Origin of the sequence: Planobispora rosea (assembly GCF_014648175.1) — a bacterium.
Taxonomy (GTDB): domain Bacteria; phylum Actinomycetota; class Actinomycetes; order Streptosporangiales; family Streptosporangiaceae; genus Planobispora; species Planobispora rosea.
The window spans coordinates 82,119-102,523 of record NZ_BMQP01000024.1; the positions used below are offsets into that span (position 1 = coordinate 82,119).

Consider the following 20,405-nt stretch of genomic DNA (forward strand, 5'->3'; position numbering starts at 1 on the left):
CCTGTTGCTTCATGGGTCCGGAGAGGACCTGGTAGACGCCCGCCGCGGGTCCCGCAGAGGCCGGTGGAGGCTGTGAGGTCCTCCGCCCGCCCACCCGGGGAGACCGGGATTCCGGTCATATGCCATTTAAGGTCATAGTCGGGCAGAAAACGGAATTATGGCGGGTATTCTGTGCCACGTTACGTCAGGGGAGTTAAGGGGTGGACCAAGTGAGCTCGATGCCCCGCGCGGATGTCACAGAGGTCGCCGACTACGCGGCTCTGCTGGGACGGCGCTGGTGGATCATCGCGGTGAGCGCCATGCTCGGCGTGGCCCTGTCCGCCCTGGCGGTGGTGTATCTGCCGGACGTGTACACCGCCGAGGCGACCGTGCTGGTCACGGCTACTGACAGTAACACCCGCGACGACCAGGTCAACCTGGAGACCGAGGCGGGCCGGGTGCGCAGCGCCGAGGTGGTCGGGAAGGTCCGGCAGACGCTCAGGATCGACGACGACCCGGCGGACCTCGTCGAACGGCTCAGCGTCACCGCGCCCCAGGACGCGGGCCTGCTGGAGATCGGCTTCCAGGACTCCACCCCGGCCCGCGCCAGCGAGGGCGCGAACGCCTTCGCCACCGTCTACCTGAACGCCCGGCGCGCACGTGTGGAACAGCGGTACAAGCAGCAGATCCGCGCCCTCCAGGGACAGATCAAGTCGCTGTCCGAGCAGCTCAAGGTGGCGGGCGGCGGCGACCGGCAGTACATCGGCGGGCAGTTGCAGTCGTTCAGTTCCAAGCTCGCCGACATCCAGATCGAGGCCGTCGGGGTGTCGGTCGGAGAAGTGATCGACCAGGCGACGCCGCCCACGGCGGCGACCTTCCCCCGCCCGGTCATGTTCCTGCCCGGCGGCCTCCTGCTCGGCCTGATCCTGGGGATCATGGTGGCCGTCCTGGCCGACCGCTCCGACAAGCAGGTGCGCGCCGCGACCGACCTGCGGCGGGTGCTCGGTGTCGAGGCACTGCTCGACCTGCCCAGCAACGCCAAGACCGTCGCCCTCGGCCTGGAGTCGGCGCGCAGCCGCACCGGCCAGCGTTTCCACGAGCTCTCCCACGGGATCACCGCCCGCCTCGGCGGGGGACCGGCCAACCAGGTCGTGATGGTCACGGCCGCGGCCGAAGGACGGGGGACCGCCGTCGTGGCCGCCAACATCGCCGCCGCGCTCGCCCGGACGGGCTCCGACGTCATGCTGGTCAACGCCGATCTCGGCTCGTCGGTGAGCGGCGACCTGCTGGGCGTGCCCGCCGCGGCGGGACTCGCGGAGGTCCTGCTCGGCACCTCGACGCTGGCGGACGCGGAGACCCGCGCGGCGATGCCCCCCTCGCTCCGGGTCATCCCGCGAGGCAGGGAGACCGAGCAGGTCGTCGACATGATCCAGGGCGAGCGCATGGCCCGGGTGATCGATTCCCTGCGCGACCGGTGCCGCTACATCGTTATCGAGGCGCCCGCCACGACGTCGGGCGCCGACGCCCAGGCCCTCGCGCAGCACGCCGACCTCGTGCTGATGGTGGTCGAGGTGCCGAAGACCCGTTACGCGGAGATCGGTGACGGCATCCGCCAGCTTGAGCAGGTGGGCGCCGAGGTCCTCGGCGCCGTGGTGATCCCCTGGCAGGCCTCCGTCGCTCCCGGTACCTCCGTCGCTCCCGGTACCTCCGTCGCTCCCGGTGCCTCCGCCGCGGCCGGGCTCACGCCGCCGCGGCGGCAGGCGGACGCGCGCGTGGCCGAGAAGCCGGACCCGGCTGTGGAGGGCCTGGTGGGCGCGGACGAGGACGGGCTCGGCACCACGATGATCCCCGTCGTCAAGGACGAGCCGCTCGGTTTCTTCAAGTGATCGCACCGGCTGGTGGCGGCCGGCGAGGCGTCACCGCCCGGTGAGCCGGTGAGCCGGTGCGGGTCAGTGAGGCGGCGCAGACTGCTGGTGCGGCTGCCCCGTACGGGAACCTCGGGGACATGTCGGGTTGCTGACTACCAGGTGAATACGAGTGGTCTAACGTACATGTTTGGATCGTTCCGTCAAGTCTTCCCCGCCCTCCTATGTCGGCCGATAGCGGACAGGCGCTGCTGTTCCGTTCATCTATCTTGATCAATATGATTTTCACTTAGGCGCCGCTTCTGATGCTTATGAGAACTCTGTAAACCAATAACGCCCGTAGCACGTCTGGTAGCTGTTACTGCCGAGGCAGTTGGGTGGGGTGGTATGCGGGTGCGGACAGAGGAGCCCGCCGTCGTGCTCCTTGACGGTGCGGTGCGCTCCACTCCGAGCATATGGACACGGTCGTATGCCCGGATTCTGGTGGCAGGAGACCTCGCGTGCGCGGTGCTCGCCTACGAGGTGGTGCTGGGCATCCGGCTCTGGCGGGGCACCTTCGTCTCGACGGCGGAAAGCCTGTTCGGACTGGGGCTCGCGCTGGTCTGGCCGCTGGCCATGGCGCTGGGCGGCGCCTACCGCAGGCGCGCGCACGGCGAGGGGACGGAAGAGTTCCGGGCGGTCTTCGGGGGCGGCGTCGGCCTCACGGCAGCCGTGGCGATCGGCGCCTACACGACGCAGACGAGCATCGCCAGGAGCTTCGTCATGGCGATGCTCCCCGGCGCGCTGCTTCTCACGCTCTTCTTCCGGTACCGCATGCGCAAGAGTCTGCACCGGCGGCGCGCGGGCGGAGAGTACATGCGCCGCGTCGTGGCCGTCGGCCACCGGGAATCGGTGCTCGGCCTGGTGGTCCAGCTGCGGCGGCAGCCGTACCACGGGATGGCCGTGGTCGCGGCCTGCCTGCCGCCCGGCGCTCCGGGCTTCGACGTCGACGGGATCCCCGTCATCGGGGACTTCGCCGACGTCTCCCAGGCGGTGACCAAGATGAAGGCCGACGCCGTCGCGATCCTGGCCTGCCCCGAGCTGGACGGCATCGCGCTGCGCCGCCTGGCCTGGGAGCTGGAGGCCGACCGCGTCGACCTGTTCGTGGCGCCCGCGCTCATGGACGTCGCAGGCCCGCGCGTCAGCATCCGCCCGGTGGCGGGTATGCCGCTGCTCCACGTCGAGCACCCCGAGTTCTCCGGTACCCGCCACTGGGTGAAGAGCCTGTTCGACCGGTGCGGCGCCGGGCTCGCCCTGCTGCTGCTGGCCCTGCCCATGTTGCTGATCGCGGCGCTGATCCGGGCGACCAGCTCGGGTCCGGCCCTGTTCCGGCAGGTCAGAGTCGGCAGGGACGGCCGCGAGTTCCAGGTCGTGAAGTTCCGCACCATGGTCGTGGACGCCGAGCTTCTCAAAGCGCAGCTGCTGGGCGAGAACGAGTCCGACGGCGTGCTCTTCAAAATGCGGAACGATCCACGGGTCACCCGGGTGGGACTCTTCCTGCGCCGCTATTCCATGGACGAGCTGCCCCAGCTGCTCAACGTGCTCCGGGGCGAGATGTCGCTGGTCGGACCGCGTCCGCCGCTGCCCGAGGAGGTCGAGCAGTACGGCACGGACGTCCGCCGCCGCCTGGTCGTCAAGCCCGGCATGACCGGTCTGTGGCAGGTCAGCGGCCGTTCCGACCTGTCCTGGGAGGAGTCGGTCCGCCTGGATCTGCGCTACGTGGAGAACTGGTCTCTCTTCCTGGACCTGCAGATCCTCTGGAAGACCTGGAGAGCCGTCGTCATGGGAGAAGGAGCCTACTGATCGTGAAGGCGCTCGTGCTCGCCGGAGGTTCGGGAACCCGGCTCCGGCCGATCACCCATACCTCGGCCAAGCAGCTCGTCCCGGTGGCGAACAAACCCGTGCTCTTCTACGGGCTGGAGGCCATCGCCGCGGCCGGCGTCCGGGAGATCGGCATGGTCGTGGGTGACACCCACGCCGAGATCGAGGCCGCCGTGGGCGACGGCTCCGCGTTCGGCCTGCAGGTGACCTACCTGCGTCAGGAGGCGCCGCTGGGCCTGGCCCACGCAGTGCTGGTCGCCCGCGACTACCTCGGCGACGACGACTTCGTCATGTACCTCGGCGACAACTTCATCGTCGGCGGGATCAACGGCATCGTCGAGCGGTTCACCCGGGACCGGCCGACCGCCCAGATCATGCTCACCCGGGTGGGCGACCCCCGTCAGTTCGGCGTCGCCGAGCTCGACGCCTCCGGCCGTGTGGTCGGGCTGGAGGAGAAGCCGAGCGTGCCCAAGAGTGACCTCGCGCTCGTCGGCGTCTACCTGTTCACCCCGGCGATCCACGAGGCGGTGGCCGAGCTCAAACCCTCCTGGCGGGGGGAGCTGGAGATCACCGACGCGATCCAGTGGCTGATCGAGGCGGGCCTGCGGGTCGAGTCGGACGTCATCTCGGGTTACTGGAAGGACACCGGTAACGTCACCGACATGCTGGAGGTCAACCGGCTGGTCCTGGAGTCGCTGGAGCCCCGGATGGCGGGTGAGGTGGACACCGTGAGCGAGCTGATCGGCCGGGTCCTGGTCGATCCGGGAGCCAGGATCGTGCGCTCACGCATCGTCGGCCCCGCGGTGATCGGCCCCGGATCGGTGATCACCGACTCCTACGTCGGCCCGTCCACGTCGATCGCCGCCGACTGCGTGATCACCGGCAGCGAGATCGAGTACTCCATCGTCCTGCCGCGTTCCTCCATCATGGGCGTGCGCCGGATCGAGTCCTCCCTCATCGGCCAGGACGTCGAAGTGACCCCGGCCCCCACCACTCCCAGGGTTCACCGGCTGGTGCTGGGCGATCACAGCAAGGTGCAGATCAGCTCATGAGAGTCCTCGTCACCGGCGGTGCCGGCTTCATCGGCTCCCACTACGTGCGCACCCTCGTGAGCGGGGGCTACCCCGCGCTCGCGGGAGCCGCCGTGACCGTTCTCGACAAGCTCACCTACGCGGGCAATCTCGCCAACCTCGCCCCCGCCGAGGGAGGCTTCCGCTTCGTCCGGGGCGACATCTGCGACCCCGATCTGCTCTCCCGGGTCGTGCCCGGCCACGACCTGGTGGTCAACTTCGCGGCGGAGTCGCACGTCGACCGCTCCATCCACGGAGCGGCGGACTTCGTCCACACCAACGTGCTGGGCACCCAGACGTTGATGCAGGCCTGCCTGGACGCCGGAGTGGGGAAGGTCGTCCAGGTGTCCACCGACGAGGTCTACGGATCGATCGACATCGGTTCGTGGGACGAGGACGCGCCGATCCGCCCGCGTTCGCCGTACTCGGCGGCGAAGGCGGGAGGCGATCTGATCGCGCAGGCCTACGCCGTCACCCACGGACTGCCGGTCAGCATCACTCGGTGCGGGAACAACTACGGCCCCTACCAGTTCCCAGAGAAGATCATCCCGCTGTTCGTCACCAACCTCCTCGAAGGACGGAAGGTCCCGCTGTACGGCGACGGCGGGAACATACGCGACTGGATCCACGTGGACGACCACTGCGCGGGCATCCAGCTCGTCGCGGAGAAGGGCGAACCGGGCCAGGTCTACCACATCGCGGGTACGGCCGAGCTGACCAATCGCGAGCTCACCGACCGGTTGCTGCGGGCGTGCGGAGCGGACTGGGACAGCGTCGAGTACGTCGAGGACCGCAAGGGCCACGACCGCCGGTACTCCCTCGACGACGGAAGGCTGCGCGGCCTCGGTTACCGGCCCTCGACGGGATTCGACCGGGGGCTGGCCGAGACCGTCCGCTGGTACGCCGACAACCCCTCGTGGTGGAAGCCCCTCAGAGGGGGAAACTGATGCGCTGGCTGGTCACCGGAGCCCGGGGCCTGCTCGGCACCGACCTGGTGGCGCTGCTGCGTGCCCGGGGCGGGGACGTCGTCGCGGTCGGCAGGGAGGAGCTGGACGTCCGCGACATCGAGGCCGTTCGGGCCGTCCTGAAGGGCGCCGAACCTGACGTGGTGGTGAACTGCGCGGGCTGGACGGCGGTCGATGACGCCGAAACGAACGAGGACCGGGCGCTGGCGGTCAACGGCGACGGCCCCCGCTCCATCGCCGCGGCCTGCTCGGGCACGGGGATCCGGCTGCTCCATCTCTCGACCGACTACGTGTTCTCCGGCCGCAACTCCGAGCCGTATGCCGAGGACGCGCCGCCGGCGCCCCTCAACGCCTACGGCAGGACCAAGCTGGCGGGTGAGCGCGCGGTGCTGACCCTGCTGCCCGATACCGGTTACGTGGTCCGCACCGCCTGGTTGTACGGCGCCGCGGGGCCCAGCTTCGTCCGGACGATGATCCGCCTGGAGGCGGAGCGGGAGACGGTCGAGGTGGTGGACGACCAGCACGGGCAACCGACGTGGACGATGGACCTGGCACGGCAATTGGTGGCTCTCGGCCGCGCCGCTGCACCCGCGGGGGTCTACCACGCCACCAGTTCCGGGCAGACGACCTGGTACGGCCTGGCCCGTGAGGTGTTCACGCTGCTCGGAGCCGATCCGGGCCGGGTGCGCCCGGTGCCGACCTCGGCTTTCCCCCGCCCCGCCGTCCGCCCGGTCAGAGGCGTTCTGGCGCATGGCCGTTGGGCCGGGGCAGGGCTGTCCCCGATCCGGGACTGGCGGGAGGCACTGCGCGCCGCCTGGCCGTCGTTGTCGGGATGAAACCGCCGGGGTCCCGATCCCGGCGCCTCAGAGGTCCGCGGCCCGCTCGGCCGGGACGATCACGACGTCACGGGAGCCGTACCGCGGCAACGGCGCCTCGGCGGCCAGTTCCTCGTCGGTGATGCGGTGCAGCCCGCCGGTGCCGATGGCATGCACCTCGTAGTCCTGTGCCCGCAGGTCGCGCAGGACCTGGCGGAGCTCGGGAACGTTCCTGAGCACCTCGACGACGATCGTCGGGCGGATCTCCAGCAGCCTCGGCCAGGCCGCCCGGAGGACGTTCGCCTCATAGCCCTCGATGTCGAGCTTGATCAGATCGACGTCGTCGAGGAGCCCCGTCACCGGGACCGTCGGCACCGTGATCGTGCGCGACGCGGGCCGGCCGATGATGCCCTCGCCGCCCTCGACCAGGTAGGCGCCGGTCGGCGCGACATACTGCTCCTGGTCGGGCAGGGCGAGCTCCAGGACCTCGGGAGCGCCCTCGCCGACGACCGCCGCCTGGAGGACCTTGACGTTGTCCAACCCGTTGAGGGCGACGTTGCGCTCCACCAGCGCGGCCGACTCGGGATTGGCCTCCACGGCGACGTAGCTCGTGTGGCGGGCCGCGCTCGCCCCTTGCACGGTGTAGTAGCCGATGTTCGCCCCGAGCTCCAGAACACCCTTGGCCGAGCCGCACAGCCGCCGCCAGTATTCGGTCTCCGCCCCCTCGTAGCCGCGCTCGCCGTACCAGAAGAGCAGTCGCACCAGGCGTGACTCGACCGCCGCGAGGCGGATGGCCGGATTGTCGGGGAGAGTGAAGTCCTCGATGAAGTCCAGGGGACGGTGGCGAGCGATTCTCACGAACTGGCCGAGCGCTTTGTGAGAGAGCCCCGACGAATGGGAGAAACGGTCTCTAGCGGAAACGAAGAGACCACCGGGAAGCCATTCCAAAATGGTGGAGAGAGCGGATCTGGCCCGCATTCTGGCGCGCACGGTCGGGGGGAGCGAAGAACTCATGGCTTCTCTCGGTGAGGGTCTCTTAAAAAGAACATTAAAGCACGGGAGTGTTTCGGAGGGGAGGACGCGGCGGAACCGGGCCGATCCCCGCGGGTGCGGGTGGTCAGCGGGCGGTCAGCCGCAGGTCGAAACTCATGTCGCTGGACGTCGCCTGGGCCTGGTGGACTTCCACGGCGAGGGTGTTCCGGCCGGGGAGGAGCCGTCCCGGATCGATCGCGAGCGTCTGCCACACGTTCTCGTCCGCTCCGAAGATCGTGCTCGGCGCCAGGGTGCCCGCCGTCACCGTTCCGGCCGGCATGTTGCTGCGCATCACCTCCACGCCGTTGAGATACACCACGGCCCCGTCGTCGCGCAGGACGCTGAGCGCGACCTCGTTCAGGGTGCCGGGGTCGGTGACCGTGAACGCGTGCCGGAAGTAGTAGGTGACGTGCCCGGCTGCCAGCGGGGTGCGCTCGTCCCCGTCCCCGAACCCGAGCTGCGCCACCCCGGACGGCCACGCGGAGTCGTCGGCGTTCCCGCTTCGCCAGGCGGTGCCCAGGTCGGCGCCGTCGTCCCGGTAACGCCAGGCGGATCCCCCGGCCACCAGCGTCACGTCCTCCGACGGGGGCCGGACGGGGAACTCGGCGTAGTAGGGCAGGGACTGGTCGTTGACCCGGGAGTAGGCGCCCCCGGCGCGCAGCGCGTCGGGACCCGCGTCGAGCGCGAAGATCTGGCCGTTGGAGGTCGGCGCGAAGTCGCCGTCGACGGCACCGGTGGCCGCGTCGACGGCCGCGAAGTCGCAGCGCGTGAAACCGGCGAAGTCGGGGCAGAAGTGGCCACCGGCGAACACTTTCCCGTCGCGCACCGCCACCGACTCGACGTCCCCGTCGGCCCGCAGCTCCCAGCGGCGGGTTCCGGTCGCGAGGCTGTAGGCGGTGAGCCTGCCTCCCGGTCCCGCGATGGCGGCGTAGGCGGAACCGTCGTCGACCGCGAGGTCGAGGACGATGCACTGGTTGCTGGGGACGATGCAACCGGCCGGCGGACGCCAGGAGGTGACCGCCCCGGTGGCGGCGTTGACGCTGCCGAGGTAGTCGCGGGCCGTGCCGCTCAGGGTCCGGAACAGCCCGCCGACGAGGAGGCTGGCCCCGTCCGGGGCGGCGGCGAGCGTGTAGACCGTGGCGTCGGCGCCCGGCGCCCACCCGGCCCGCAGCGCGCCCGAGGCCAGGTCGACGGCTGCCAGCCGGGTGCGGGTCTGGCCGGACACGGAGGTGAACTGGCCTCCCGCGTAGAGGGTCGGGCCCATGGCGGCCAGCGCGCGCACCGAGCCGTTCGCGGCCGGCGCCCATCCGCCGACGACCCCGCCCGAGGCCAGGTCGAGCGCTGCCAGCCGGGTGCGGGCCTGACCGGACACGGTGGTGAAGTCACCCCCGACGAAGACGCGGCCGTCCCGCACCGCCAGCGCCCGGACGGGCCCGCTCGCCGATGGGGACCAGGTGCGGATGAGGTCGCCGGTGGCGGCGTCCAGCGCCGCGATACGGCCGCGCGCGACGCTCTCCCCCGTGGCCGGGTTGCGGAGGCTGGTGAAGTCGCCGCCTATGATCACGCGGTCGCCCGCGTGTGCGATGGCGAGGATCCGGGCGTTGGGGACCCAGCCGTCGCGCGGTGAGGTGGTGTAATCGGCGGCGTGCGCCGGGGCGGCCGTGGCGACGAGGAGAAGAAGGGTGAGGAGAAATCCTCCAGAGAAGGCTGTGACGCGCATTTCCGACCCCCTCATGGAGCATGATTGGAGCTCATTATGAGGTGACGTGGCGATCCGTGAGATTCAGTTTTCGCGTTGTGACACAAGCGCAACGGTGCTGTCGGACTCGGCGGAGGAGGCGAGCCGGGCACGCCGCCTGCGGGCCAGAGGGGCCAGCGCCGCGATGACGACCGCTCCGGCCAGCAACCCGCCGACCCAGAGCCATTCGGAGGGATAGGCCGTAGAGGTCTCCCCATCCGGCTGCCCGGCCGGGACCTCCGGCGGAGGGCTGGGGACGCGGACCGGGGCCGCGGCCAGCTCCTCCGGGAGCGGCAGGCGGAAGACCGCGCTCTTGGCTCCCTCGCTTCCCGCGAACAGCGAACGTCCGTCGGCGCCGATCGTCAGCGACTCACCCTGCGGCTGCTTGGGAGCGGGGATCGTCTCCAGCAGTTTGCCGGTTATGTCGCTGAAGACCCGGACCTTGTTGTACCCCCTGAGGAACATCTGGCCGCCGGCGTTGAGCACACCGTCGGAGATCACATGCGGGACGGGGGCGATGTGCTCCATGCGGTTCGTCACGCCGGGCACCAGAGCCGTCGGTGCGGCGTAGACGGCACCGCCCGACGGGCTTTTCGTCACGATGTAGAGGTTGCCGGTCTGCGGGTGGACGAGCAGGGCCTCGGCATCGTGCGGGCCGTCAGGGTAGACGAGCTGGTAGCTCTCCGCTTTCGCCTTCGTGGACGACAGCGAGGAGGGCTCCGGGAGCGCGAAGATCGTCACACCCTTGACCCGGGTCTTCTCGTTGTCGCCGATGTCAGCCAGGAAGAGCATCGCGTTGCCGCGGGAGTCGACGAAGCCGCCGATGGCCTCGGTGTCGATCGCGGTGGCTCCCTCAAGCCGTATCGCGGCCTCGGTGATGCCCTTCTCGTTCACGGCGTAGATGACGGGTTCCCCGGGCCCGTCGTTGTGGGTCCAGAAGACGCCGGGGTGCAACCGGCTCGCGTAGAGTCCGCTCGACTCGGTGATCTCGTTGCTGGGGATGGAGAACTCCTTGACCCAGGGGGCGGCGGGGACCGGGGTGGGTCTCGGGGCGGCGTGCGCCGCTCCCGCCGGGAGGACCGTCGCCAGAGCCGTCGCCAGTGTCGCGACGAGCGTCCGCCCGGAGTGGAGGTCAGATCGCATGGGGTTCTCTCTCGGGGTGCGATGTGCTGTGCTGTGCGTGGTTCCGGAGGCGGCGCAGGTGCCACCAGAGAAGCAGCCCGGACGCGATTCCCCCCAGACCGATGCAGTAGGGGACGAGATTCGCCAGGTCGGGCCTGAGGAGGAGCAGGATGAGCATCGCCGCCACGCCGACCGCCGTCTCCACCGCGCGCACGACGAACACCAGCCGGGACAGCCGGTAGGCCGTGGCCATGCAGGCCAGGGGGAGCGTCGCGGAGAAGCTCACCGCGTAGGCGGCCCAGCCGCCGACCGTGACGGCGTCCAAGGCGAACGCGCCGCCGGTGATCACCGGGCCCACGAGTCCGGTCGCGGCGACCGCCAGCAGGCCGCAGGCCAGTGATCCGGCGATGAGGACCGCCGACGCCACCAGGGCGTTGCGCGGGCGGAGGGGTGTTCCCGCATCGCGCTGCCGTACGAAGGTGGGAAGGAGATAGCCGCCCGCTCCGGCGATGACGGTGAGCGCGGGAGCCATCATCAGGCGGCCCGCCTCCACGGCGGCGAGGACGGTGCGCGAGGCGAAGACGTCGATGGCGACCCTGGTCGCCAGCAGCGTGAGCGGGCGCAGGCTGCTCTGCGCGGAACGCCACGCGGCGAAGGCGCTGAGCGCGCGCATGCCGCCGAGGCGCGGCCTGGTGAGGCGGTACTCCTCCCGCGGCAGCAGGCGCAGGACGAGCACCAGTGAGGCCAGGGATCCGGCGCACATCGCCGCGAGGATCGTCTCCAGGCGGAGCTCGCCGGCCGGCACGCTCGCGAGGCCGAGCACCGAGAGCGTCACCAGGACGTAGGTGACGTCGCAGAGGACCAGGCGGTTGAAGTCCAGCCGGGCGTGGAGCAGGCGTCGGCAGGTCTCCTGGGGCAGCCAGAGGGCGGTCAGCAGTGCGAACAGCACGGCTCCCGCCGGGGTGGTCAGCCGCAGGGCCAGCGCGAAGGCCGAGCCGCCGACCGCGGAGACCGACACGGAGACGAGGATGGAGGTGGCGAGGGCGGAGCGGATCTCCGGGTCGAAACGGTCGAGTACGTTCAGGGAGTCGCCGACCCACGAGGTGTAGATGCTGGTCACCGTCACCAGTACGGCGGTGAGCAGGGCGAAGGCTCCGAAAGCGGAAGGGCCGAGGAAGCGGACGGCGATGAACTGGAGCGCCAGGCTCCCCGCCGCCGTGACGAACTGGGAGGTGACCGATCCGCCCGCCGATACGGCGAGTCTGCGCAGGCGTGACGGGGAGGACGAACTTGTGCCCACGGGTCAACCCGCGTTTTTCGGCCGGCCCGCGCTGGACTCGACGATGACCACCGCTTCGTTGTCCAGGGGCTTCGCGGGCGCGGGGGTGTAGGACAGCAGTTCGTCCTTGTCGTACACGACCGTCGAGTCATCGATCGAGTCATCGGAGTGCGCGGACCGCGCGGACTGCGCGGACTGCGCGGATCGTGTGGGTTGCGCGGACCGCACGGGCTGCTCGGGGTCGTGGTCGTGGTCGTGCTCGGGGTCGTGCTCGGGGTCGGGTTTCGGCGAGGGCCGGAATTCGGGCCGGGGCGCCGGTGACCGGGACAGCCGGACGGGCAGCGTGTTCCTGCGCGCGGCCCGCTGACCCGCTCCGGTGGTGACGCGCTGCACGCCGGCGATCGGGTTCGTCGCCCGGAGGAAGGAGATGACAGTAGCGATCATGACGCCTACGGCGAGGCCGATGGCGACGTTCTTGGGGAGCTGGGTGGGAGTGATCCGGAGCGGGTTCGCCTGGTCGACGAAGCGCACTCCTGAGCTGTACTGGGCCAGGTCGATCGCCGCGTCGCTCTCCTTGAGCTGGAGCTGGACGAGGGCTTCGGCCAGGGACGTGGCCGTGGCGCCGCCCGGGGGCACGCGCTTCATCTCGCTCTGAATGCGGATCCGGGTGCTGCGTACGCTTTTGAGTAGCTTGTCCTGCTCGCGCTGGGCATCGGCCTCGGTGAGGATCTGGTAGGCGGCCACGACGGCGTTGGCGATCTGGGCCGCTTTCATGTCGGTGCGGGCGGTGGCGGTGACCTCGATGATGCCGCCGCCGGTGCCGGCCTTGACCTCTACGGCCTCGCGCAGTTCCTCCAGCTTGACCTGGATGGACTGCTCTGTGGCGAGCAGTTGCCGGGCTTTGTCCAGGACCCCCGCGGACTCGGCGAACGCGGCGCGCTGCGCGGTGTAGGCGATGTAGCTGCTGTCGGAGGAGACGCCCTGGCGCAGGAAGGTCGTGCTGCGCGGGTCGGTGACCGCGAACCGGGCGGTCGCCGTGACGCCGGTCAGGAGGAAGAGGGAGGCCGCTGCCGCCAGCGCTCCGGCCAGGAGGATGAGGACGAGTGAGGACCACCGGTATCGCCACAAGGCCTCGAGGAGGCCTATCTGGGGAGGATCCGAGATGTCTTCGTATCGCTCCTGTGCCACCAATGTCCCACTTTCAACCAATTTGGCGCCATTTGCCGTCTTGCGACCGTTGAGAGGTAATGTTTAGTGCAACGATTCTATGGAGAGAAGCTTCATCTGAATACTGCCTGGCATATCTCCTGCCGGTACCGGTCGAGGCCGAAACGCTTCTGCGCCGAAACTCGGCCCCGTTCGGCCATCTCCAGCGCGCGCGGCCAGTCGTCCAGCAGTGCCTCGACGGCCTCCGCCAGCGCCGCCGGGTCGCTGGGCCGGACCAGCGTGCCCACGCCCTCCTCCGACATGATCTCGGCGAGGCCCTGGACCGAGCTGGCGATCACCGGCCGGCCCGCCAGCATGCCCTCCACGGCGACGTTGCCGAAGGACTCTCCCAGGGAGGGGACCAGCACGATGTCGGCCTCGGCGAAACGTGGCCAGACCTCGTCCTGGAAACCGGCGAAGGTGATCGCCCCGTCCTCGCCGGCCAAGGCTCGCAGTTCCTCCTCGAACCACTCGTAGCCGGGGAAGACCGCCCCCACCAGGGTGAGGGAGACGTCCCGTCCCCGGTTCCTGAGTTCGTGCACGGCCCGGATCGCCACGTCGGAGCCCTTGCGCGGCGACAGCCGCCCGGTCAGCAGCAGCCTGCCCGCCGGGGCCGCCCGGCCCGGCGTGGCCGCGTCGGGACCGGGGACTCCGTTGTGGACGACGCTGATGCGGCCGGGCCGGACCCCTCCCTCCAGCAGAGTCCTGCGGCACGTGCCGCTGTTGGCGATGACCCGGTGCGCCAGCCGTACCGGCAGGATCAGCAGCCGGCGCAGCAGCGGGGGGATTCCTTCCTCGGCCTCGTGCACGTGGCAGATCACCCGCACCCCGGTCAGCCGGCCCGCCACCAGCCACAGCGGGAGGGTGACGGTGTTGACGTACAGTGCGGCCGGCCGGATCCGCCGCAGGAGCGAGACCGTCCCGGGCAGTGTGCGGATCACCTGGGCGATGAGCTCGAACAGGCCGCGGGGGGAGAGCAGGCTCCTGCGCAGCACGAGCGTCGGCAGCAGCCGCACCTCGGCGCCCCGCTCGCGGAGCCGGGCGCACAGCGGTCCTTCCTCGGGGAGAAAAACCGTGACTTTCGCGGCGGAGAGCAGTGCGCTGACGGACTCCAGCAGCATTCGGTCAGATCCGTAAAGGTCCGGCGACGGATGGGCGATAATTACCTGCTTCATCCTCTGTTGGCCCCAACTTTCGGTATCTTTTGAAAAGATTTTGCCACCTTATCTCTGTGTCCGGGATCGGACCTGGCAGCGGCATCGGCCGTCGTTGGAGGGCAGCTTGAGAATCGCCATGATTGGCACTCGCGGTGTGCCGGCTCGTTACGGTGGTTTCGAGACGGCGGTGGAAGAAATCGGATCGCGGCTGGCGGCCGCCGGCCACGAGGTCCGGGTCTACTGCCGGTCCGCCGAGGAGCGCCTGGCGATCTACAAGGAGATGCGGCTGGTCCACCTGCCGGCCGTGCGGCACAAGGTCCTGGAGACCCTCAGCCACACCGCGGTCTCGGTCGGCCACCTGATGGGGCGGAGGACCGATGTCGCGCTGGTCTTCAACGCGGCCAACGCCCCGCTGCTGCCGCTGATCCGCGCCGCGCGCATCCCGGTCGCCACGCATGTGGACGGCCTTGAGTGGAAGCGCGCGAAATGGAACGGTCTAGGGCAGCGCTACTACCTCGCCGCCGAGCGGCTCTCGGTGCGCTGGTCGGACCGGATCATCGCCGACGCCCAGGCCATCCAGGACTACTACCGCGAGCGGTACGGCGTCCCGAGCGTCATGATCCCGTACGGGGCGCCGATCCAGGAGCGGTGCGACGAGGGCCTCCTGCGCGGCGAGGGGTACGAACCCGGGGGGTTCCACCTCGTGGTGGCCCGATTCGAACCCGAGAACCACGTGGACCTGATCGTCGAGGGTTACGCCCGCAGCGCCGCGCGGCTCCCCCTCGTGGTCGTCGGCTCGGCCCCCTACGCGGAGGAGTACAGCCGCCGGATCGCCCGGACCGCGGACGGCGACGAACGGATCCGCCTGGTCGGAGGAGTCTGGAACCAGGATCTCCTGGACGCGATGTACGCCGGTTGCGCGACCTACCTGCACGGTCACTCCGTGGGCGGTACCAACCCCTCCCTGCTCCGCGCGATGGGAGCGGGCGCTCCCGTCATCGCCTTCGACGTCGTCTTCAACCGCGAGGTGCTCGGCGGGAGCGGCGTCTTCTTCGGCGACGCCGAGACACTGGCCGAGGCCGTGGAGAACGCGGAGAAGCAGCCCGACCGCGAACGGGAGAGAGGCGTCGCCGGGCGTGAGCGCGCCCGGCACGAGTACACCTGGGATGACGTGGCTGCCCGGTACGAGCGCCTCTGCCAGGACCTCCGGGCGCGGACGCCCCGATGAGGGGGAACCACGTGCGCTACCCCCCGGGCAGGGGGAACGTGTGGATCCCGGTGGGGGACGCCCGGTCGGCGGCGGCCGGTCTGTCGCTGCTCACCTTCTCCCGGCCGCTGCCGCTGGCCGCGCAGCGTCTGCTGCACACCGCCGCTCTCCGGGTGGGGCCCTGGGTCCTGCCGGGACGCCGGGAACCCTGGAGCCCGCCCGTGGCCGAGCATCTCTGGTCGGCCGTGCTGGAGCAGGCCACCGCGGTGGCGGGACCGGCCGACGGATGCGCCGTCTACCTGAGACCCCAGGCATCCCGGACCGGTGCCGCGGTGCTCCTCCTGCGAGCGGGCCGGCCGGTCGGGTTCCTCAAGATCCGTGAGGACGCGGACGAGCTCGACCGCGAGGCCGCGGTGCTTGAGCTGCTCGACGGCGGATGCGGCACGGGATGCCGTGTACCGGAGATGCTGGGCCGGGGGACGGCGGCCGGTCTGTCCTGGATGATGATCTCTCCGATGGAGCCCGTGCCCGCCCGTCCGGCCAGGGACGTACGGATCGACGAGCTGACGGCCCGGATCCGGGAGCGCCTGGCGGATCTGCCCAGGCCGCGGGACGTGCCCGCGCACTGGGAGCCGATGCACGGCGACCTGACGCCCTGGAACCTCCGGCGTACGCGCGGGAAGGTTCCCTGGTTGATCGACTGGGAGGACACCGGGTACGGCCCGCCGGGCGCCGACGAGGTCTACTACCTCGCGACCCGGGCGGCGGTGTACGGAGGCACGGTGGCCGCCACCGGATACGGCGAGGCGGCGGCCCACTGGCATGCGGTGGTGACCCGGCGCAGGGCCGACGACGAGGAGCTCTCGGAGCGGTTGCTGAGGGCCCTCGCCGTGCTGGGCCGCCCGGCGGCGGGATCGGAACGTTCCCGCGGCACCCGTGAGGGCCGTCGTTAGGGCTTCGTCCAGTCGGGGAACCCGCGACCGAGCAGGCGCTCCAGGTCGGCGTTGTGCGGGGCGAAGTGCTCGGCCAGGCGTCGCCGTACGTCCTCGTCCAGGTCGGCCCTGGGCGCGGGGTTCCATACGCGGCTCGCCGAGTGCAGCACCGCGGGGGGCAGCCCGAGGAACGCCACGGCCTCGTCGCAGGCCCGTTGCGGGTCGCGGTAGAACTCCTCGCTGGTCAGGACGTGGACCTGGGACGGCGGGAAGTGCTCCAGCCAGCGGCGCAGGCAGCGGGCGTACTCGCTCTGCGCGACGTACGACTGCTGCTCGTGCGCGTAGCTGGTGGCAGACGGGTCGGCGAGCAGCCGCTCCTCCTCCCCGGCGGTCCGCTCCTTCTCCGCGGCGAGGGCGTCCTCGAAGGAGAGATCCTCCGCGCCGCTGCGCACCCGCTCGCGGTAGTGAGAGAACGTCCGCTCGATCGGGTCGCGCAGGATGAGCAGGATCCGCGCGTCCGGCACGTGCCTGGCGGCGCGTTCGGCGGCCAGCGGGTGATGGAGGTAGTACGGGGACCCCTCGCCCGTCAGCACGGGACCGCCCGCCCGTCGCGAGGCCCGGGCACGGCTGTACCGGCTGGGCAGGTGGGAGCGGTACCAGCGCATGCCCCGCCCGTAGTGGGAGTCGAAGAAGTGCACGCCCTTGGTGTGGTTGGCCTTGGGCAGGAATCCCGCGGCGGGGAAGAGCGGGACGATGCGCGGATGCTCCAGCAGGGCGTAGTAGAAAGACGTGGAACCGCCCCGTTTGGCACCGATCAGCAGGAAGTCAGGATCCGGGCGGAAATGAGCCGTGGCCATTCCGTACAGACGGAAAGCCTTCCGCCCCATGTCGATCACCGGTTCAGGCAGCAGGTCGCGCGCGCCCATCCGCAGGCCTCTTCCTGTCGACGTCTGGTAAAGGAATGGCAATACGGTCGTATGCTGGCACATGTTGAACCCACCGGCGGCCCGACACGGGGGACGAAGGTGAACAGAGCACGTCACCGGCGAGCACGAGCCGCATGGTGGCCCACCCTGATACCGATCGGCCTGATTCTCGCCAGCGAGTACAAGTTCCGATCGCGGGGGATCGGAGAGGCTATCGGGGGCGGTATCGACGCCACGATCGCCATCGAGATCGGATCGTACGGCCTCGCCGTGCTCTACCTCTACCGCAGGTTCGGCATCCGTCCGCCGCGCCGGGTCCCGTCTCCCGTGCTCCTTCTGGCCTGGTTGTTTGTGTTCTATATGGCGATGTCCGTGCTGTGGACGCCGTTCCCCCAGTTCGCAGCGGTCAGAGCCGCCCAGTTGCTGGTCACCGCGGCAGTCTGCCAGGTCCTGGCCACCCGGGCGGAGCGCGAGGACCTCTACCGGATGGCCCATGTCTTCATCGGTGTCGTCGTCGTCTCGGTCGGCATCGGCGTGGCGCTGCCGCTGCCGCGCACGCCCAACACGCAGGACCGGTTCAACTGGCTCTACGTGCATCCGGTGACGGCGGGGATCTTCCTGGGGATCGCCCTTCTCCTGGCGCTCTCCTTCGTGCTGCCGGGCGGGCTGCCGCGCCGGTGGAGGCTCCCCGTCTACCTGGTCGTCATCGTCGTCCTCGGCACGGCTCTCGTCGCCACCGGAACGCGGGGAGCCGCGGCCGGCTGCCTGGCCGGGGTGGCGATGTTCCTGCTGACGGCCCGGGGGGCGCGCGGACGGGCGGAGTTCCTGCTGATGGCGATCCCCGGTGCGGTCGTGGCCGTGCTGGCCTTCGGCGACTGGCTGATCGATTTCGCCACGCGCGGTGAGAGCGTGCAGCGACTGGAGACGCTCAACTCCCGCACCGACCTGTGGTCGTTCGCGTTCGACGCCGTCTCGGAGAAGCCGATCTTCGGTAATGGCATGTCCGCGGCCCGGGGACTGTTCCTGGAGTCGATCGGACTCGGCGGCGGCCACAACGTCTTCGTCAACATCCTCGTCGAGGGCGGGATCGTGGGGACGGCCCTCTTCTGTCTGCTCTGCTTCGTCACGATGACCATCCAGCTGGCGCTCACCCGGGTGCGGGCGATCCGCACGGACGCGGCCCTTCTCCTGGGACTGATGACATTCCTCCTGGTGGATGGCCTTACGGCAGACATGATGGCAGGTGCTGCCAACGTTGCTTCAATCTGGCTTTTCCTGATCGTTGCATGGACGTCAGTGATTTTCCGTAAACCAGTGGGTCCTGAGGTGCGTCATGGTGACGACCGGACTCCCGTTGCCACGGTGAGCGAGATCTCGTAACGGGGGAGTGACCGCCCCGCCGTTCAGCGACTCCCATAAGCGGTCGTGCCCTGGAGGGGGCTTATGCGCAGGAAACATCTGGCAGCGGGAGCGCTCGGCGCCGGCCTTGCGGTCCTGTTATCGCTGTCACCCACAGCCGTCGCCGACACGGCTCCGGCTCCGGGCGAGCCGGCGACGGTTACCGCCGACCCGCAGCCCACCTGGCAGACCGACGGTGTCGTCCTCGCGATGGAGATCGTCAACGGTGTCGCGTACGTGGGCGGCAACTTCGACCACGTCCGCCCGCCCGGCGTCCCCCGCGGAGGGGCGGGCGAGGTGGCCCGCACCGGCCTGGCGGCCTTCGACGCCGCGACGGGCGAACTGCTCCCGTGGGCGCCGGTCGTCACCGGCCCGGTCTTCACGGACACCGACGACCAGATCGAGTGCGACAACGTCGGCCCCGACCAATGGCGCTGCGACACGGTCTGGGAGATCAAGGCCGCGCCGGACGGGTCGAAGCTCTATGTGGCGGGCGACTTCGCCAAGGTGAACGGCGAGCGGAGGTACCGCATCGCGGCCTTCGACACGGCGACCGGCGCGCTGGACGACGCCTTCGCGCCCTCGCCCAACAGTCGTGTGCGGGCGTTGGCGGTTTCGGACACGACGGTCTTCGCGGGAGGCCACTTCACCGCCGTCGGCGACGCGACGCGCACCCGCCTGGCGGCGTTCAACCGGGCCGACGGCGCGCTGCTGCCGTGGGCGCCGACCGCCGACAAGCGCGTCATGGCGATGGTCCTGGCGCCGAGCGGCACCCGGGTCATCGTGGGCGGTGACTTCAACCGCATCAACGGCGTCTGGCAGCACGGCCTGTCGGCGGTGAACGTCAGCAACGGCTCCAAAGGAACGTTCCTCAGCAACGACATCCCCTACAACAACTCCAACAACCGCTCCTGGGTGACCGATCTGGTCACCGACGGCACACGGGTCTACGCCAGCGCCGACGGCGTCGGGACGTTCGACGGGCGCCTCGCGGTGAACCCGGAGAACGGCGCCAGGATCTGGATCAACAACTGCCTGGGCGCCACCCAGGCCATCTCCGTCATGGACGGAGTGCTCTACAGCGGCTCCCACGCCCACCGTTGCGACATGCAGAACTACTACGAGGGCAAGGGCTTCCCGGAGGTCCGCCCGCACCGCCGCTTCCTGGCCGAGCCCGCCGGCACTCCGGCCGGAGCCAGGCAGCAGATCCTCCACTGGTTCCCGAACGCGCAGCCTGGAACGGTCTACCCGTTCGTCCAGGGTCCGTGGACGATGGCCAACGACGGCGTCAACCTGTGGACGGGCGGTGACTTCACCCAGGTGAACGACAAGCCGCAGGAAGGCCTGACCCGTTTCACCACACACGCCGTCAGCCCCGACGTGAACGGTCCGGTGCAGACGGACTTCAAGGCCCCGACCGCGGTGGCGAACGGCGGCGGCGCCGTCACCGTCACCTGGAAGGCCACCTGGGACCTGGACAACCGCAAGGTCCGCTACGAGGTCGTGCGCAGTGACGGTGCGGTCGCCTGTACCGCGGAGGCGAACACCGTCTTCTGGAACCTGCCGACCCTGTCGTGCACGGACACCGGCCTGACCGCGGGATCGGTCTACAAGTACCGGATCCGCGCGATCGATCCGTACAACAACCGGATCTCCAGTCCGAGTTCACCGGACATCACGGTCAGCTGACCGGCCGCCGTCAGCGTGCCGCGGGCGGGCCGCCCGCCCGCGGCACCGGACAGCCGGCTTCCCGGGCCTGTCCACCATCGGGCCGAATCGTTGTCCGGCCCCCGGAATCCGAGTCCGACGCCTATGGATCATCCATGATCCACTCCATTAGTCTCGCTTCAGCAC

Annotated in this window: 16 protein-coding genes; 9 read left to right on the forward strand and 7 right to left on the reverse strand. The window is 70.0% G+C overall.

Annotation, left to right across the window (positions count from 1 at the left end; translation table 11 throughout):
• Nucleotides 1-200: 200 nt before the first annotated feature.
• From IEZ08_RS23330 to rfbD, 5 genes are all read left to right on the forward strand, one after another.
• Entirely contained in the window at nt 201-1,865 is a 1,665-nt protein-coding gene (locus IEZ08_RS23330; protein ID WP_189242883.1) for a tyrosine-protein kinase domain-containing protein, read from the forward strand.
• 366 nt (nt 1,866-2,231) lie between these two features.
• Nucleotides 2,232-3,686: a sugar transferase gene (locus tag IEZ08_RS23335; protein WP_068920826.1), complete on the forward strand. Its 1,455-nt coding sequence runs from the start codon at nt 2,232-2,234 to the stop codon at nt 3,684-3,686.
• Between the two features lie 2 nt (nt 3,687-3,688).
• Nucleotides 3,689-4,756 (forward strand): glucose-1-phosphate thymidylyltransferase, encoded by a 1,068-nt coding sequence (locus IEZ08_RS23340; protein WP_068920827.1) that lies wholly within the window; start codon nt 3,689-3,691, stop codon nt 4,754-4,756.
• Nucleotides 4,753-5,721: a dTDP-glucose 4,6-dehydratase gene (gene rfbB / locus IEZ08_RS23345; RefSeq protein WP_068920828.1), complete on the forward strand. Its 969-nt coding sequence runs from the start codon at nt 4,753-4,755 to the stop codon at nt 5,719-5,721. The genes IEZ08_RS23340 and rfbB overlap by 4 nt, the downstream gene beginning before the upstream one ends.
• The gene (gene rfbD / locus IEZ08_RS23350; protein WP_068920829.1) at nt 5,721-6,575 is read left to right on the forward strand and encodes a dTDP-4-dehydrorhamnose reductase; all 855 of its coding nucleotides are present in this window, start codon (nt 5,721-5,723) and stop codon (nt 6,573-6,575) included. Before rfbB ends, rfbD begins: the two co-directional genes overlap by 1 nt.
• Nucleotides 6,576-6,602: 27 nt before the next feature.
• On the opposite strand, the gene IEZ08_RS23355 is transcribed toward rfbD, so the two are convergent.
• The 6 genes from IEZ08_RS23355 to IEZ08_RS23380 all read right to left on the reverse strand — a co-directional run bounded on the left by IEZ08_RS23355 (nt 6,603) and on the right by IEZ08_RS23380 (nt 14,052).
• A complete protein-coding gene (locus IEZ08_RS23355; RefSeq protein ID WP_189242884.1) occupies nt 6,603-7,412 on the reverse strand; it encodes an FkbM family methyltransferase in 810 nt (269 codons plus the stop codon).
• Between the two features lie 259 nt (nt 7,413-7,671).
• Nucleotides 7,672-9,306: an outer membrane protein assembly factor BamB family protein gene (locus IEZ08_RS23360; protein WP_189242885.1), complete on the reverse strand. Its 1,635-nt coding sequence runs from the start codon at nt 9,304-9,306 to the stop codon at nt 7,672-7,674.
• Between the two features lie 63 nt (nt 9,307-9,369).
• A complete protein-coding gene (locus IEZ08_RS23365; protein WP_068920832.1) occupies nt 9,370-10,467 on the reverse strand; it encodes a hypothetical protein in 1,098 nt (365 codons plus the stop codon).
• Nucleotides 10,457-11,746, reverse strand: coding sequence for an MATE family efflux transporter (locus tag IEZ08_RS23370; RefSeq protein WP_189242886.1), 1,290 nt, complete (start codon nt 11,744-11,746; stop codon nt 10,457-10,459). Before IEZ08_RS23370 ends, IEZ08_RS23365 begins: the two co-directional genes overlap by 11 nt.
• Before the next feature lie 3 nt (nt 11,747-11,749).
• Nucleotides 11,750-12,853: a hypothetical protein gene (locus IEZ08_RS23375; RefSeq protein WP_068920833.1), complete on the reverse strand. Its 1,104-nt coding sequence runs from the start codon at nt 12,851-12,853 to the stop codon at nt 11,750-11,752.
• 152 nt (nt 12,854-13,005) lie between these two features.
• Nucleotides 13,006-14,052, reverse strand: coding sequence for a glycosyltransferase family 4 protein (locus IEZ08_RS23380; RefSeq protein ID WP_229803435.1), 1,047 nt, complete (start codon nt 14,050-14,052; stop codon nt 13,006-13,008).
• A gap of 172 nt (nt 14,053-14,224) precedes the next feature.
• Here IEZ08_RS23380 and IEZ08_RS23385 point away from each other — a divergent pair, with 172 nt between their 5' ends.
• Together IEZ08_RS23385 and IEZ08_RS23390 are read left to right on the forward strand one after the other, a co-directional pair.
• Nucleotides 14,225-15,316, forward strand: a complete 1,092-nt coding sequence (locus tag IEZ08_RS23385; RefSeq protein WP_084779508.1) for a DUF1972 domain-containing protein — start codon at nt 14,225-14,227, stop codon at nt 15,314-15,316.
• A complete protein-coding gene (locus IEZ08_RS23390) occupies nt 15,313-16,248 on the forward strand; it encodes a phosphotransferase (protein ID WP_189242888.1) in 936 nt (311 codons plus the stop codon). The genes IEZ08_RS23385 and IEZ08_RS23390 overlap by 4 nt, the downstream gene beginning before the upstream one ends.
• Here IEZ08_RS23390 and IEZ08_RS23395 read toward each other — a convergent pair.
• Complete coding sequence (locus tag IEZ08_RS23395; protein ID WP_176728351.1) at nt 16,245-17,084, reverse strand: sulfotransferase; 840 nt, start codon at nt 17,082-17,084, stop codon at nt 16,245-16,247. The two genes, IEZ08_RS23390 and IEZ08_RS23395, sit on opposite strands and share 4 nt — an antisense overlap.
• Here IEZ08_RS23395 and IEZ08_RS23400 point away from each other — a divergent pair.
• Complete coding sequence (locus IEZ08_RS23400; RefSeq protein WP_176728352.1) at nt 17,070-18,533, forward strand: O-antigen ligase family protein; 1,464 nt, start codon at nt 17,070-17,072, stop codon at nt 18,531-18,533. The genes IEZ08_RS23395 and IEZ08_RS23400 overlap by 15 nt on opposite strands.
• A 63-nt stretch (nt 18,534-18,596) precedes the next feature.
• Nucleotides 18,597-20,240, forward strand: coding sequence for a PQQ-binding-like beta-propeller repeat protein (locus tag IEZ08_RS23405; RefSeq protein ID WP_084779511.1), 1,644 nt, complete (start codon nt 18,597-18,599; stop codon nt 20,238-20,240).
• Nucleotides 20,241-20,405 lie beyond the last annotated feature (165 nt).

What these genes read in the sequence shown, in the direction of transcription:
- IEZ08_RS23335 (WP_068920826.1), top strand. Translation starts at nt 2,232, where the DNA reads ATGCGGGTGCGGACAGAGGAGCCCGCCGTCGTGCTCCTTGACGGTGCG.
- rfbB (WP_068920828.1), top strand. Translation starts at nt 4,753, where the DNA reads ATGAGAGTCCTCGTCACCGGCGGTGCCGGCTTCATCGGCTCCCACTAC.
- rfbD (WP_068920829.1), top strand. Translation starts at nt 5,721, where the DNA reads ATGCGCTGGCTGGTCACCGGAGCCCGGGGCCTGCTCGGCACCGACCTG.
- IEZ08_RS23360 (WP_189242885.1), bottom strand. Translation starts at nt 9,306, where the DNA reads ATGCGCGTCACAGCCTTCTCTGGAGGATTTCTCCTCACCCTTCTTCTC.
- IEZ08_RS23365 (WP_068920832.1), bottom strand. Translation starts at nt 10,467, where the DNA reads ATGCGATCTGACCTCCACTCCGGGCGGACGCTCGTCGCGACACTGGCG.
- IEZ08_RS23380 (WP_229803435.1), bottom strand. Translation starts at nt 14,052, where the DNA reads ATGCTGCTGGAGTCCGTCAGCGCACTGCTCTCCGCCGCGAAAGTCACG.
- IEZ08_RS23385 (WP_084779508.1), top strand. Translation starts at nt 14,225, where the DNA reads ATGATTGGCACTCGCGGTGTGCCGGCTCGTTACGGTGGTTTCGAGACG.
- IEZ08_RS23390 (WP_189242888.1), top strand. Translation starts at nt 15,313, where the DNA reads ATGAGGGGGAACCACGTGCGCTACCCCCCGGGCAGGGGGAACGTGTGG.
- IEZ08_RS23400 (WP_176728352.1), top strand. Translation starts at nt 17,070, where the DNA reads ATGAGCCGTGGCCATTCCGTACAGACGGAAAGCCTTCCGCCCCATGTC.
- IEZ08_RS23395 (WP_176728351.1), bottom strand. Translation starts at nt 17,084, where the DNA reads ATGGCCACGGCTCATTTCCGCCCGGATCCTGACTTCCTGCTGATCGGT.
- IEZ08_RS23405 (WP_084779511.1), top strand. Translation starts at nt 18,597, where the DNA reads ATGCGCAGGAAACATCTGGCAGCGGGAGCGCTCGGCGCCGGCCTTGCG.